Raw genomic sequence first — 13,529 nt, 5'->3', positions numbered from 1 at the left:
CTTCGTGCCGCTAGTCTTGCGCAATCGCAGTTATGGACGTCCGGATCGGGACATTACGGCGGCCATAAAGTTGCTGTCAAGAATCTCGGGTCGCTGGTGGCCGATGGGGTCGCCCTTCCACGGAGGTGTCGGATGCGCAGTTCCAAGACGCCGGCGGTGCTCTCGACGGCGCTGCTGTCGATCGGTGCCCTGGCCGGATGTGTCGCGGGGTCGACCGAGGACTCGTCGGACGATCAGCAGACGTCCGGCACGGTGGAGTTCTGGACCATCAATCTGAAGGGCAACTACGAGGACTACATCCAAGGCCTGATCGACGACTACGAGGCCGCCAACGACGGCGTCGAGATCGAGTGGGTCGACGTCCCGGGCGGGGAGATCAACCAGAAGCTGCTCGCGTCGCTGGCGTCCGGCGACGTCCCCGACGTGGTGCAGCTGATCGACGCCGACCTCGGCTCGTTCGGCGACGCGCTCTCCGACCTCACGCCGTTCTACTCCGAGGACGACCTGAGCGCCTACCTGCCCACGCTGGTCGACTCCGTGCGGCGCCAGGACGCGCTCATGGCGGTCCCGTGGATCTACGGCGGCGCGCCGACGGCCTGGTACAACGGCCAGCTGCTGGAGCAGGCCGGCATCGCGGCCGCCGACCTGCCGACGACGTGGGACGAGGCCTTCGAGTTCGGCCGGCGCGTCAAGGAGACCACCGGCCTGTGCGGGTTCTCCGAACTGCCGAGGGTCGCGGTGCTCCAGAGCGAAGGCGTCACCGTGCTCAACGACGACCGGACGCAGGCGACGCTCAACACGCCGGAGGCCGCCGCCGTGCTGGACAAGTGGCGGGAGGCCTACCGCGCGGGCGCGGTCTGCCCGGGCGCGGTCTCGGAGGACATCCGCAACCTGCCCGAGACGCTGGACAACGGCCTGGCCGCGGGCGTGGTCGGCGGGGTGTACGGCCTGCCCGCGAACCTCATCAACACGAAGAACAACGCCCCGGAGGTCTACCAGCACCTGGTCGTGTCCGATGCGGTGCAGGGAGCGGCGGGCAACTACGTCATCCCCGGCGTCAACGCGCTCGCCGTACCGCAGGGGAGCGACATCAAGGAGGTGGCCGCGGACTTCATCCTCCACGTCACCAGCCCCGACGCCCAGCTCGAGTTCTGCGGGCTGGCGCCGATCTTCCCGTCGACGACGCAGACCCTGGAGGGAAGCGTCTTCACCGACCTCGACGAGAGCGATCCGCAGGACGCGGCGCGCAAGCACGCGATCGACGCGTTGCCCGTCGTGATCACCCAGCAGATCCCGGCCCAGCTCGAGGACGCCTACCTGAAGGAGATCCGGGCGTTCATGACCAGTGACGTGGCGGCCACGGACACGCTGGCGACGGTGGAGGAGGCGTGGAACACCCTCCTGGCCGAGCAGGCCGGCTGAGCGCCGTGTGGTTCGACGACCACGACTCGATCCGGCGGTTGCGCGACCGCTACCACCACGACCTCTTCGACCGGTTCCTCCCGTTCGTCGACGAGTTCGTCGTCGACCATCGGGAGGGCGGGTTCCTGTGTCACGTCGACCCGTCCGGCCGGCGCGTGGACGAGCGGAAGCTGACCTGGTTCGACGCCCGCGGCGTCTGGGTGTATTCGTTCCTCCACAACCACCTGGGCGGGCGCGAGGAGCATCTGGCGGTCGCCCGCCGTACGGTCGGCTTCCTGGGCCGCACCAAGCCGGCGACCGATGAGCCCTGGCCCCTGGAGGTCACGCGCGACGGCGTGCCGCTGGTCGCCAGTGGCGGCGCCGTCTACGGCGACCTGTTCGTCGCCGAGGGGCTGGCGGAGTTCTCGAAGGCCACCGGTGACGACCGGCACTGGCACACGGCCAAGGAGCTGCTGCTGCGGAGCCTGCGGCGCTACGACGCGCCGGACTTCCAGCCCGCGATCGGGCAGACGTATCTCGGGCCGGGTGCACCGCCGCTCCCGGGAGCGCGGGTGCTGGGCATCTGGATGGTGCTCCTGCGCGTCGCCACGCAGATGCTCCAGATGCGCGACGACGCCGAGCTGGAGGGCGTGGCCGCCCGGTGCGTCGAGGCGATCGTCGGCCATCATCACAACCCGCGGTTCGACCTGCTCAACGAGCTGCTCGAGCACGACCTGAGCCGCCCGGACAACGAGTACGAGCAGCTCGTGTACACCGGTCACGGGGTCGAGGCGCTGTGGATGGTGATGGCCGAGGCCACGAGGCTCGGCGACGACGGCCTGTTCGACACCGCCGCGACGTGGCTGCGGCGTCACGTCGAGGTCGCCTGGGACGACGTCTACGGCGGCCTGTTCCGCAACCTCCAGCACGTCGACCGCAATGTCTGGTCCACCGACAAGCAGCTGTGGGTGCAGGAGGAGGTGCTCATCGGCGCTCTGCTCGTCATCGAGCGGACGGGCGCCGGCTGGGCGAAGGAACTCTTCGAGCGCACGTATCAGTACGTCCAGGACACGTTTCCACTCCACGGGCACGGATCACCGACGTGGCGGCACGCCACCGACCGCCAGGGCAGTCACGAGTCGTTCGCGGCGCTGCCGGCGCGGATCGAGAACTACCACCACCCGCGGCACCTGATGCTGGCCATCTCGTGCCTCGACCGCATGCTCGAGGAGGCCCCATGAGAGTCGGACGTCCGCGGCGAGCACTGGGCACGATCGTCGCCTCGGCGGTAGTCACGGCGCTGCTCGGTGTCAACGCGCCGAGCGCCCAGGCGATCGGCAACGACCCGATCTCCACACCGCCGACAGCGGAGTTCCATATCGACGCCACTACCAACAGCAACCCCGTCAACCTGCCCGGCAGCGATCTCACGATGAATCTCGTCCAGGGCGAGGGGGTCTGGCTCTACACCCGCAACCTGGTGGCTCGCACCGAGTGGCCCAACCAAGACCCCGATCCCGGTGCGACCTTCATCGTGCAGTGCTATGGACCCGGCATCGCCAGCACGGGCACCGGCTGGTACGCCGCGCGGAACCTCGACCCGCCGCACAACGAGTTCACCTTCCGGCCGCAGATCCGGGCCATGTTCCGGGCTCCGTCCACCGGCACGTACACCTGCAGGCTGCGCGTGGCCGCATACCAGCCGCGCAGCGGCACGATCCGCGTGTGGTTCGACGCCGGCGCGACTCTGCATGCCACGCCTGTCAAACCGACCAGCAGTGTCGGCGTGACCGCGGGCTACGGCTGGACCGTGCCGGACAGCGGTACCGGCCCGCAGCCGTACATCAGCCCGGCGAGCCCGTTCCGGCGACACAACTACGGGAACTACACCTTCCAGGACTCCGGAAGCTCCAAGGTCACGATCGCCATGGACCAGAACGTGACGACCTGCACCTACGGCGACGGACCTCGGTATCCCGTGTGCGTCGGCGCGGATGCCGACGGCACGCGGGTGAAGTTCGACATCGTCGTTCAGCCGCAGCACCTCGACGGAAGCGCATGCGGCGTGTCCAGCCCGATCCGCGTCTTCGAGTACCAGATCCACGTCATCGCTCCCTACCATCACTATCCGCTGAGCGCGACCGCGGTCCTCGACAAGAACGAGCACCTGTTCGGCTGTCCACGGGTGAACATCGCCATGGATTTGACGTGGCTGTCCGGTGAGCCGATGGTGATCCACACTCAGCGTGCGCACGACCAGCGACCGGGCTGGGGCGGGATCTACGAGCACGGCTGACGCCTACGGCCGCCCCGTCCGCGTCGGTCGCACCGCCACGACGCAGGCGGGGCTCGCCACGTCGACCAGACGGCCGGTGAACTCCGGCACCCCTCGCCGAGGATCGACGGCGAAGATCGCGACCGAGTCCGAGCGTTCGTTGGCGGCGTAGAGGTGGTCGCCGATGCGGGCGATGTGGCGCGGCCACTCACCCTCCACGCCGGTCTCCGCCACGGGCTCGAGGGCACCGGCGGTGACGCCGAACGTCGTCACGGTGTTCGCCCCGCGGTTCGCGACGTACACGAAGCGGCCGTCCGGAGAGACGACGATCTCGCTCGGGTAGCTGCGCTCCCGGGGCGGTGCGATCGTCGCCGGCATCGTCGCCCGTTCGCGGAGGTCGCCGGCCGCGGTCGCGACGAAGACGCTGACGGTGGAGTCCAGCTCGTTGGCGACGAACAGCCGCCCGTCGGGATGCTCGGCGAGGTGACGCGGGCCGCTGCCGGGCCGGGCCGGAGTGACCGGCCCCGGGACGAGCCGGCCGTGGCGCAGCCGGAACGCGCGGACGGCGTCCGCGCCGAGGTCGGTCACCCGCACGGTGCCGTCAGGAGCCACGTGGACGTGGTGCGGGTGGGCGGCGTCCTGGCGCTCGGCGTCGGGCCCGGACCCCTCGAGGGAGACCAGGTCGGTGCGCTCCGCCAGCCGGCCGCCCCGGCCCACGCGATGGACGCTGACCGAGCCCGACCCGTAATGGGTCGCGAGCACGTGCCGCCCGTCCGGGGCCACCGCGAGGTGGCACGGGACGGCGCCTCCCGCCGGGCGCCTGCCGAGGTCGCGCAGCGCACCCGACGCCGCGATGCCGAAGGCGCGGACGCCGCTGCGCTCCCACCCGTCGAGCGCGTAGAGCACCCGGCCGTCCGGTCCGCCGGCGAGGAACGTCGGAGCCTCGGCCGGCGCGGGAGGCCCCACGCTCGTCAGCTCGCCCGTCCGGGGGTCACGGATGAACGTGTGGATGCCCGTACCCCGGCCGCCCGCGACGGGGGTGAACGTCCCGACGCACACCAGTTCGGACATCGGCCGGCCTAACCGGCGAGCAGGCCGCCGTCGATCACCAGGTCCGTCCCGGTGACGTAGTCGGCGTCGTCCGACGCCAGATAGAGCGCGGCCTTGGCGATCTCGGTGGGTTGCCCGAGCCGGCCCATCGGCTGCCGGGCCGTCAGCTGCGCGTGAGCCGCGGCCGCGTCGGGCGCCTGAGCGAGCAGCCGCGCCACCCACGGCGAGTCCACGGTGCCCGGCGACACGCAGTTGCAGCGCACGCCGGTGCCCGCGTACTGGACGGCGACCGCCCGGGTGAACGCGACGACCGCGCCCTTGCTCGCGCAGTAGGCGGCGCGGTCCTTCAGCCCGACGGAGGCCGCCGCGGACGCGGTGTTGACGATCGACCCGCGCCCGGCGGCCAGCATCGGCGGCAGCGCGTACTTGGTGCACAGGAACACGCCGAGGGCGTTGACGTCGAACACCCGACGCCACTCCTCGGCGGTGCACGAGACCGGGTCGGCGGTCGAGCCGATGCCGGCGTTGTTGCACAGCACGTCCAGGCGGCCGGTGTCGTCGACCACCGTCCGCATGAGCTCGCGCACCGCGGACTCGTCGGTCACGTCCAGGTGCACCGGGCGGGTGCCGCCGGGCCGCGACTCGTCGGTCCGGTCGGCGGCGTAGACCACCGCGCCCTCGGCGGCGAACAGCCGCGCCATCTCGTAGCCGATGCCGGACGCCGCCCCGGTGACCACGACCGTGCGGCCGTCGAACCTGTTCATCGTGGTGCCTCTCGCCAGGGGTTGCTGAACACGGTGTCCTCGGTGGCCTCCAGCTCCAGGAGCCGGTTCCACTTGGCGCAGCGCTCGGAACGGTGCACCGACCCCACCTTGATCTGGCCGGCGTTCCAGCCGACGGCGAGGTCGGCCAGCCAGTCGTCCTCGGTGTCGCCGGACCTGGCCGACACGACGGTGGCCCATCCGGCTCGCTGCGCCGCTTGGAGCACGCCGCGGGCGCCGCGCAAGGTGCCGTTCTGGTTCACCTTCACCAGCACGGCGTTGGCCGCGCCGCGTCGCACGCCTTCGGCCAGCCGGGAGGGGTCGGTCGCGAACAGGTCGTCACCGATCACCTGCACACCCGCCAGCCGCCGGGTCGCCGCCGCCCAGCCCGCCCAGTCGTCCTCGCGGAGCACGTCCTCCACGGACACGACCGCGTGGTGCGCGACCCAGCCGGCGATCTCGTCGATCAGCTCGGCGGCGCTCAGGGTGCGATCCTCGGCGGCCAGCTCGTAGCCGGCGCCCGTCCACAGCTGGTTGGCCGCGACGTCGATCGCGACCGCCACCTCCGTCCCCGGGGTGAGGCCGGCCGCGTCGATGGCCCGAGTGAGCAGATCGAGAGCGTCGCCGTTGCCGCCGAGCGGCACGCCGAGCCCGCCCTCGTCGGCCACCAGTACCGCGGCGGCGTGGCCGCCGGCCAGGGCCAGCCGGCGCGCCGCGTCCCGGACCCGGGCACACCACTCCAGCGCCTGGGCGAAGGAGGCGGCGCCCACGGGGATGACGAGGAAGTCCTGGACGTCGATGGCCCGGCCCGCGTGCGCGCCGCCGGAGATGATGTTGACCATCGGCATCGGCAACGGCAGCGCCCCCGGGCCGTGCAGCCAGCACGCGAGCGGGACCCCTGCCGCGGCGGCCGCGGCTCGGCTCGCGGCCACCGAGACCGCGAGCACCGCGTTGCCGCCGAGACGCTCGAAGCGGTGGCCGCCGTCCAGCTCTTCGAGCACGCGGTCGACGGCGTCCGGCTCGGCCGTGTCCAGTCCGCGGACCGCGTCGGCCAGTGTGGTGTTCACGTGCTCGACCGCGCGCCGGACGCCCATGCCGTCGTACCGCTCGTCGCCGTCGCGCAGCTCGAACGCCTCGTACGATCCCGTCGACGCACCCGACGGCACCAGGGCGCGAGCCGACGAGCCGTCGGTGAGCGACACCCGGCAGGCCACGGTCGGCCGGGCCCGCGAGTCCAGCGCCTCCCACGCCACCACCTGCTCGACACGGGTCATCGGTCCTCCTCGGCCAGCGCGTCCCACACGTCCGCCACCGTGACGTCCGACCCGTCCAGCACCCGCAGCGCGGCACGCCGGACCTGGCCGGCCTGAGCGGGGTTGAGATAGTCGACCGGCGACATGCCGTCGATCCGGGCCAGCAGCAACGCGGCGACATGCCACCCCAGGCGCGGCGGGGGCTCCGCGACGCCCGCGGCCTCCCGGTACGCGGCGTCGAAGCGCCCGGCCGCCGTCCGGAACACCGCCGCGCGGCCGGCCCGGACGTACTTCAGCATCAGGTGCGCGACCATGAACGCCACGTCGAACACCGGCGCGCCGGCCTTGGCGACCTCGGCGTCGACGACCCAGCACAGGCCGGCGCCGACCAGGACGTTCTTGGGGGAGAAGTCGCCGTGGACCAGGCACTCGCGCGCCGTGGTCAGGTCGTCGACGCACGCGTCGAGGGCGTCGGCCACCGACGGGTGGAGGCGCCGCACCTCCCGGTGGAACGGCGCCACCCGCAGCTGCTCGAACGCCTCGTCGTCCTGGAAGCGGCTCAGCAGCTGAAGGTCTCCGCGGGTGTGACGATGCCAGCGGCCCAGCGTCCGGCCGAGGAGCTCGGGGACGTCGCCGGCCGCGGCGTCCGGGCCGGACATCAGCATCGACTTCCAGTTCGCGACGCCGAGTGGTGCGGCCTCCATGACGAGCGCCATCGACGTCTCGTCGACGTCGACGACGCCGGGCACCCGGTCGGGGGTGATGTCGTGGTACACCGTCAGGGCGGCCGCCTCGCTCAGCGTCCGCCGTCGCGTGGCCGACCACTCCGCCTGCACCCGCAGCCGCGGCAGCGCCTGCTTGACCACGACCGACCGCTCGCCCGCGTCGACGCGCAGCACGACGCACGAGACGCCGCCGCTGAGCTCGCGGACCGTGGGCGTCGCCTCGTCGATGACGCCCCGCCGGCGCAGGAACGCCACGACCGTGCCCGGGGTGAGCAGCGGCGCGGCCGGCTGCCCGGCATCCGTCGCGGCGTCGGTCATGCGAAGTAGCCCGGGAAGTCGCGCTGCAGTTCACCCTTGAGGTGCGGCACCCGGCCGGCGTGGGCACGCACGCGCCGCTCGGCGGTCGCGACGTCACCGGACTCGAGCGCGTCCACGATGCCGTCGTGCTCGGCGATCACCTCGGCGATGAGCGCACGGTCCGGCAGCACGAGCCGCCGCATCCGGTCGAGATGGACCTTGGTGCGCTGCACCGTCGTCCAGGCGCCGCGATGTCCGCTCAGCGTGAAGATCCGCTCGTGCAGCGCCTCGTCCAGGCCGAAGAACCCCTCGAGGTCGCCGGCGTCGAGCGCCTTCCGCTGCCGCTCGATCACCTCCCGCAGGCCGGCCGCGTCGGCGGCCGAGAGCGGCACCGCGTCCTTCAGCGCCGCCACCTCCAGGCTCTCGCGGATGAACCGCGCCTCCTCCACCTCCGCCAGCCGGATGACCGACACGGTCGTGCCCACCTGCGGCACGACGTCGACGAGTCCGGCATCGGCGAGGCGGGCGATCGCCTCGCGTACCGGTGTGCGGCTCACGCCGAGCTCACGGGCGAGCTCGGTCTCGCTGAGCGGCTGACCGGGCAGGAGGCGCAGGCCGCGGATCGCCTCCATCAGCTGCTCGAACACCTTGTCGGACGTGCGGCCGCCGCGCCTCGCCCGCTCGATCACCGACAGCGCCGGCGTGCGTGGCCCGTCGGCCGCAGAGCCGGACACCTCGTTCGAGCGAGCGGGTGGCGTCATGGGTGGATACTTGCATACAAGTATTCCGCGGTTCAAGGCCGGCCTGTCCGGGCGTGCTGCCGGTTCAGTCCTTCGTCGCCGGGAGCTGGGCGACGCACAAGGTGCAGGTGTTGCCGTCCTGGTCGGCGATCACGGTGAGCGACGGCGCGTCGCTGTCATCGACGACGGTCCCGCCGACGGCGACGGCGGCGGCGATGCGTTGCGCGGCCACCTCGGGCGCCACATAGACCTCGACGTGGAACCGCTGACGCGGGGACTCGTGCGCGTCGCCGTCGCCGAACCACAGGTTCGGCACCCGTCCGGTGGCGTCGCGGATCTCGTCGCTGGGGGACCCGTGGCCCTGCGACTCGGCGTTCCCGGTCAGCAGGGCGGCCCACACCGGGGCGATGGTCGCGGAGTGCGCCGTGTCGAGGCCGAGCTCGATGACGCTCACGGAGGCCGGGTCGGCCTCGAGCTCGTGGCCGGCGGCGATCTCGCTGATCCTCCTGGCGAGGTCGACGTCCTGCCGGGTCACCCATTCGACGACGTGTTCGGTGCCCTCGTCGTCGCGGTAGATGGCGTCGGCGCTGACCAGCTTGAGGTCGACGTACCCGGTGCCGAGCGACACGCTCGGGTGGTGTCCGAGCGCGTCGCCCGCCTCGCCCACCGCGGCGACGAACCGTGCGCCGGCGCCGAAGTCGGCGACCAGGTAGCGGGCATGCAGTCCCTGGGCCAGCTTGCGCCAGTCGGCCAGCCGGGCCGCGGCGATCTCCTCACCCGTCAGCATGTCCATGCTCGGCGACCCTATCGGCGTTTCGGCCGCAGCGCCCGTGCCGTCGAGCGTCCGGCGACCGGCCGGACTTCGCCGATGCGACGCGCGGCGATGGGCAGACCCTGCACTTCCACGCCACCGGCGGATCGACCACATGGACTGCGTCACCGACTGATCCCGTGCTCATGATCATCCAAGAAACGAGGCGCTCTGACGCCCCACTTCATGGATGATCCTGGGCGGTCTAGGGGCGGCCGAACAGCAGTGCGAGCTGGGCGTCGAGCGCGGCGACCGCCTGCTCCTCCGCGTACTGCTGCGACAGCACCTGCAGGCCCAGTCCGTCGACGAGCGCGAGGAGGCCGGCCGCCGCACGCTCGGGGTCGACGTGGCCGGCGCCGGCTTCTCGCAGCTTGTCGGCGAGGAACCCGCGCATCGCCGCCGCGGGCTCACGCAGCTCTGACGCGATCGACGGCTTCACCGCCGCGTACGCGAGGAACGCCAGCATGACGTGGTTCTCCAGCCGGCGCGTCTCGTCCAGCGGCAACACCTGCAGCAGCAGAGAGCGGACGACTTCGCGCGGCGTCTCCGGCGGGGACGCCGCCATCGACCGTTCGAGGATCCGGTCGGTCACCATGTCGTAGGCGAACGTCATCATCTCGTCCTTGGTGCGGAAGTAGTGCTGCACCATCCCGGTCGAGACGCCCGCCTCGGCCGCCACGTGCCGCAGGCTCACCTTCTCGAGGCCTTCGGCGGCGGCGAGCCGCATCAGCGCGTCGGCGAGGAGTTCCCGGCGCTCGCGATGGTCGACCTTGCGGGGCACGTGACCCACTTTACGTTGCGACTGTATTGCCGTCGCGATACATTGCAGTCGTATTGCAAACGTAAGGAGTCGGCATGTTCGTGCTCGAGCTGACAGCGATCGACCCGGGACGGCCTGACCTGGTGGGCGGGAAGGCGGCCGGTCTCGCGAGGCTGATCCAGCTGGGCGAGCGCGTGCCGGAGGGCTTCTGCGTCACGACCGAGGCCCACCGCCGCGGCGAGGTGCCGCGGGCCGAGGTGCTCGCGGCGTACGAGCGGCTCGGGTGCGGACCGGTCGCGGTTCGGTCCAGCGCCACCGCCGAGGACCTGCCGGACGCCAGTTTCGCCGGTCAGCAGGACACCTTCCTCGGGGTCACGGGCGCCGAGGACCTGCTCGAGGCGATCGGCGCCTGCTGGGACTCGCTGCACTCCGAGCGCGCGAACGCCTATCGCGAGGCCGTCGGGGTCGCGGACGACGCCGTCCACATGGCGGTCGTCGTGCAGCGGATGGTCGACCCCGAGGTCGCGGGCGTGCTGTTCACCGCCAACCCGCTCACCGGCTCGCGGAGCCAGACCGTCGTCGATGCCGCGCCCGGACTGGGCACGGCGGTCGTCGACGGGACGACGGCGGCCGACCACTACGTGCTTGACGGCACGGATCCGGACGAGCGCGGCTGTCTCACCCCAGCCCGGCTGAAGGAGTTGCGTGAGATCGGCGAGCGGCTCCAGCACCGGATCGGCGCGCCGCAGGACGTCGAGTGGGCCTACGACCGCACCGGCGCGTTGTGGCTGCTGCAGTCGCGGCCGATCACCACCCTGTTCCCGGCGCCGGCGAAGAGCGGCAGGCCGGAACCGCGGCTGTACGTCGAGTTCGGTCATGTCCAAGGCATGCTCCAGCCGGCGACGCCCATGGGCATGTCGACGCTGAAGTCGCTGCTGGCGGACATGCTCGCGTCGTTCGGCCTCACGGTCGAGATCGTCGACATCGGCGGGCGGTTGTACGGCGACCTGACCGATGCGATGCGCGACCCGTCGACCCGGCAGCGGCTGGTGAAGCTGATGGCGGTCGACTTCGGACCGCGCGCGCAGGCGGTGGTCGAGCATCTGCTGAACGACCCGCGGTTCGCCCCGGAGCAGGGCGCCCGCCGGCGTAATGCGGCCGCGTTGACGATGGGACCCAAGGCGGTGGCCGGGATCCTGCGTGCGCTGGCCCGGCCGGCGGCGGCGCGGGCGCGCGTGTTCGGCGAGATCGACCGCCTCCGGCAGCAGCCGGTCACCGACCCGCCCACGGCTGCGGAGCTGCTGGAGCTGGTCGAGGACGCCGGCTCGAGCGCGGGCCTCGACCGGATCGTCTGGCCCGTCGTCAGCGGACTCCTGGTCTCGGCCGTGCTGCCACCGCTGCTCGAGGGCATCGCGAGCGACGACGAGATACGTACGGTGTTCGGTGGCATGCCGCACAACGTCACCATCGAGATGGACCTCGCCCTCTGGCAGGTGGCCCGGCGCGCGACGTCATACCGAGAGGTCTTCCTGAGCACGGCGCCGGACGAGCTCGCCGCGGTGTACCTGGCGGGTGAGCTGCCGGACATCGGCCTGAGCGCGTTCCTCGACACCTACGGCAACAGATCCGTCGCGGAGGTCGACGTCGGGGTACCGCGCTGGTCGGAGGATCCGGCTCCGGTGTTCGCAATGCTGGCGAACCTCTTGCGGGTCACCGATCCCGAACAGGCCCCGGACCGGCGGTTCGCACGCGCCGCGGCCACGGCCGAGGCGATGGTCGCCGAGCTCGCCCGGCGGGCCCGCCGCAAGCGGCCGGTGCGCGGCCGGCTCGCCGGCTTCCTCCTGCGCCGGGCGCGGGAGCTGAGCGGACTCCGCGAGGCGGGGAAGTTCGCCGGGCTGTACCCGCTGCGCGATCGGCGCCGCCGCCTCCTTCTGATCGGTGCCCGGCTCCACGCGGACGGGCTGCTCGAACGCGCGGACGACGTCATGTTCCTCACCCTGCCGGAACTGCGTACGGTCGTGGAGCGCGGCGACGACCTGCGCGCGGCGGTCGCCGGACGGCGGTCGGAGTACGCGCGTGAGCTGCGGCGCCGGACCGTTCCGGTCGCCCTGCTCTCCGACGGCACCGACGTCGAGACACTGCTACCGGCTCGGCCGTCCGACGGCCGCACGCTCACCGGCATGGGCGCGGCATCGGGGCGGGTCACCGGGCGCGCCCGGGTGGTGCGCGATCCGGCGACCGCGTCGGTGGAGCCGGGCGACATTCTCGTCGCGCCGACGACCGACCCCGGCTGGACGCCGCTGTTCCTCACCGCGCGCGGGCTCGTCACCGAGACCGGCGCGGTGATGGCGCACGGGCCCACCGTGGCGCGCGAGTACGGCATCCCCGCCGTGATCTGCGTCCCGGGCGCCACCGAACGAATCCGGACAGGGCAGCTGATCACTGTCGACGGTGCCGCCGGGACGGTCACGATCGAGCAGCCCGCCATCGCAGGCGTGACGACGACGCCCTGATCGCGCTTCACCATCGGCGGGACAGGGGTTTCGACCACCGGAAATGGGCACAGGACCCGTGGCGCAACCTACCCGACGACCTGTTGTGAGGCGGTGCATGATGCGTACCTACGACGTCGGCTACTTCGTCGGCAGCCTGTCCTCCACCTCGATCAACCGCACCCTGTCCAAGGCCCTGATCCGGCTGGCGCCGGACGACCTGCGGTTCACCGAGATCCCCATCGGGAACCTGCCGCTGTACAGCCCCGACTACGACAACGCGTACCCGCCCGAGGCGACGGCGTTGAAGGAGGCGATCGCGCAGTCGAACGCGGTGCTCTTCGTGACGCCGGAATACAACCGGTCGATCCCGGGCGCGCTGAAGAACGCGATCGACTGGGCCTCGCGCCCCTGGGGCCAGAACTCCTTCGACCACATCCCCACGGCGATGATCGGCGCCTCCATCGGGCAGGTGGGCACCGCGGTGGCTCAGCAGAGCCTCCGGGCGGTGATGGCGTTCTGCAACGCGCGGCAGATGACCGCGCCGGAGGCGTACATCACGTTCACGCCGGAGGTGTTCGGCGACGACGGTGAGGTCGAGGACGACTCGACCCGGGAGTTCCTGGGCGACTTCATGTCGGAGTTCCGCGAGCACGTCGTCCGGGTGCTCACCGTGCTGCCGAGGGAGTGACGCGAGGTCAAGAGCCGGTGGCCTCACCCACCGTCATCCGGACGGGTGATCGCGCTGCCCGGCGGGCCGGGCCGCCCCGGCCGGCCATCGACCCCGTCGGCTCCGGCTCGATCGAACATCAGACGAACTGTCACGCCCGCCGCGGCGGCCCGCACAGTGGTGAGAAGTCCGAAGCTCGCCGCTCACCGCAAGCCCGCGCCATGGGCGCCGCGGCGGCCGACCTGGCGTCCGTACCGGTGGTCGCCGCGGCGCGGCGCGATATGACGACTGCCG

At 71.9% G+C, this 13,529-nt stretch carries 12 protein-coding genes; 5 read left to right on the top strand and 7 right to left on the bottom strand.

The window, feature by feature from the left end; translation table 11 throughout:
- The first annotated feature begins 132 nt into the window (after nt 1–132).
- Genes DY240_RS20190 through DY240_RS20180 form a run of 3 tightly spaced genes read left to right on the top strand, consistent with a single transcriptional unit; the run spans nt 133 to nt 3,697 of the window.
- The gene (locus DY240_RS20190) at nt 133–1,422 is read left to right on the top strand and encodes an ABC transporter substrate-binding protein (protein WP_119661646.1); all 1,290 of its coding nucleotides are present in this window, start codon (nt 133–135) and stop codon (nt 1,420–1,422) included.
- Nucleotides 1,389–2,642, top strand: a complete 1,254-nt coding sequence (locus DY240_RS20185; RefSeq protein WP_119661645.1) for an AGE family epimerase/isomerase — start codon at nt 1,389–1,391, stop codon at nt 2,640–2,642. Before DY240_RS20190 ends, DY240_RS20185 begins: the two co-directional genes overlap by 34 nt.
- Nucleotides 2,639–3,697: a hypothetical protein gene (locus tag DY240_RS20180; protein ID WP_119661644.1), complete on the top strand. Its 1,059-nt coding sequence runs from the start codon at nt 2,639–2,641 to the stop codon at nt 3,695–3,697. Before DY240_RS20185 ends, DY240_RS20180 begins: the two co-directional genes overlap by 4 nt.
- 3 nt (nt 3,698–3,700) lie before the next feature.
- Here DY240_RS20180 and DY240_RS20175 read toward each other — a convergent pair whose 3' ends face one another.
- The 7 genes from DY240_RS20175 to DY240_RS20145 form a co-directional block, all read right to left on the bottom strand.
- On the bottom strand, nt 3,701–4,747 hold the full coding sequence (locus DY240_RS20175) for a lactonase family protein (protein WP_119661643.1): 1,047 nt from the start codon (nt 4,745–4,747) through the stop codon (nt 3,701–3,703).
- An 8-nt stretch (nt 4,748–4,755) separates the two neighbouring features.
- Nucleotides 4,756–5,490, bottom strand: a complete 735-nt coding sequence (locus tag DY240_RS20170) for an SDR family NAD(P)-dependent oxidoreductase (protein ID WP_119661642.1) — start codon at nt 5,488–5,490, stop codon at nt 4,756–4,758.
- Nucleotides 5,487–6,761, bottom strand: coding sequence for a phosphopyruvate hydratase (eno, locus tag DY240_RS20165; RefSeq protein ID WP_119661641.1), 1,275 nt, complete (start codon nt 6,759–6,761; stop codon nt 5,487–5,489). The genes DY240_RS20170 and eno overlap by 4 nt, the downstream gene beginning before the upstream one ends.
- A complete protein-coding gene (locus tag DY240_RS20160; protein ID WP_119661640.1) occupies nt 6,758–7,783 on the bottom strand; it encodes a phosphotransferase in 1,026 nt (341 codons plus the stop codon). Before DY240_RS20160 ends, eno begins: the two co-directional genes overlap by 4 nt.
- Nucleotides 7,780–8,523: a GntR family transcriptional regulator gene (locus tag DY240_RS20155; protein ID WP_119661639.1), complete on the bottom strand. Its 744-nt coding sequence runs from the start codon at nt 8,521–8,523 to the stop codon at nt 7,780–7,782. Before DY240_RS20155 ends, DY240_RS20160 begins: the two co-directional genes overlap by 4 nt.
- Before the next feature lie 64 nt (nt 8,524–8,587).
- Nucleotides 8,588–9,295: a VOC family protein gene (locus DY240_RS20150; protein ID WP_119661638.1), complete on the bottom strand. Its 708-nt coding sequence runs from the start codon at nt 9,293–9,295 to the stop codon at nt 8,588–8,590.
- Nucleotides 9,296–9,518: 223 nt separating this feature from the next.
- On the bottom strand, nt 9,519–10,094 hold the full coding sequence (locus tag DY240_RS20145; RefSeq protein ID WP_119661637.1) for a TetR/AcrR family transcriptional regulator: 576 nt from the start codon (nt 10,092–10,094) through the stop codon (nt 9,519–9,521).
- A 74-nt stretch (nt 10,095–10,168) separates the two neighbouring features.
- Between DY240_RS20145 and DY240_RS20140 the strand changes: the two genes are divergently transcribed.
- Entirely contained in the window at nt 10,169–12,586 is a 2,418-nt protein-coding gene (locus tag DY240_RS20140; RefSeq protein WP_119661636.1) for a PEP/pyruvate-binding domain-containing protein, read from the top strand.
- 100 nt (nt 12,587–12,686) lie between these two features.
- Entirely contained in the window at nt 12,687–13,256 is a 570-nt protein-coding gene (locus DY240_RS20135) for an NADPH-dependent FMN reductase (RefSeq protein WP_119661668.1), read from the top strand.
- The last annotated feature ends 273 nt before the right edge of the window (nt 13,257–13,529 follow it).

It is taken from the genome of Jiangella rhizosphaerae (assembly GCF_003579925.1).
Classification (GTDB): Bacteria; Actinomycetota; Actinomycetes; order Jiangellales; family Jiangellaceae; genus Jiangella; species Jiangella rhizosphaerae.
Note: the sequence above shows the minus strand (reverse complement) of the source record. Positions and strands in the feature narration are given on the sequence as shown.

Excerpts from the sequence above, each read along its gene's own strand:
- DY240_RS20190 (WP_119661646.1), top strand. The coding sequence starts at position 133 with ATGCGCAGTTCCAAGACGCCGGCGGTGCTCTCGACGGCGCTGCTGTCG.
- DY240_RS20180 (WP_119661644.1), top strand. The coding sequence starts at position 2,639 with ATGAGAGTCGGACGTCCGCGGCGAGCACTGGGCACGATCGTCGCCTCG.
- DY240_RS20175 (WP_119661643.1), bottom strand. The coding sequence starts at position 4,747 with ATGTCCGAACTGGTGTGCGTCGGGACGTTCACCCCCGTCGCGGGCGGC.
- DY240_RS20170 (WP_119661642.1), bottom strand. The coding sequence starts at position 5,490 with ATGAACAGGTTCGACGGCCGCACGGTCGTGGTCACCGGGGCGGCGTCC.
- eno (WP_119661641.1), bottom strand. The coding sequence starts at position 6,761 with ATGACCCGTGTCGAGCAGGTGGTGGCGTGGGAGGCGCTGGACTCGCGG.
- DY240_RS20160 (WP_119661640.1), bottom strand. The coding sequence starts at position 7,783 with ATGACCGACGCCGCGACGGATGCCGGGCAGCCGGCCGCGCCGCTGCTC.
- DY240_RS20155 (WP_119661639.1), bottom strand. The coding sequence starts at position 8,523 with ATGACGCCACCCGCTCGCTCGAACGAGGTGTCCGGCTCTGCGGCCGAC.
- DY240_RS20150 (WP_119661638.1), bottom strand. The coding sequence starts at position 9,295 with ATGGACATGCTGACGGGTGAGGAGATCGCCGCGGCCCGGCTGGCCGAC.
- DY240_RS20140 (WP_119661636.1), top strand. The coding sequence starts at position 10,169 with ATGTTCGTGCTCGAGCTGACAGCGATCGACCCGGGACGGCCTGACCTG.
- DY240_RS20135 (WP_119661668.1), top strand. The coding sequence starts at position 12,687 with ATGCGTACCTACGACGTCGGCTACTTCGTCGGCAGCCTGTCCTCCACC.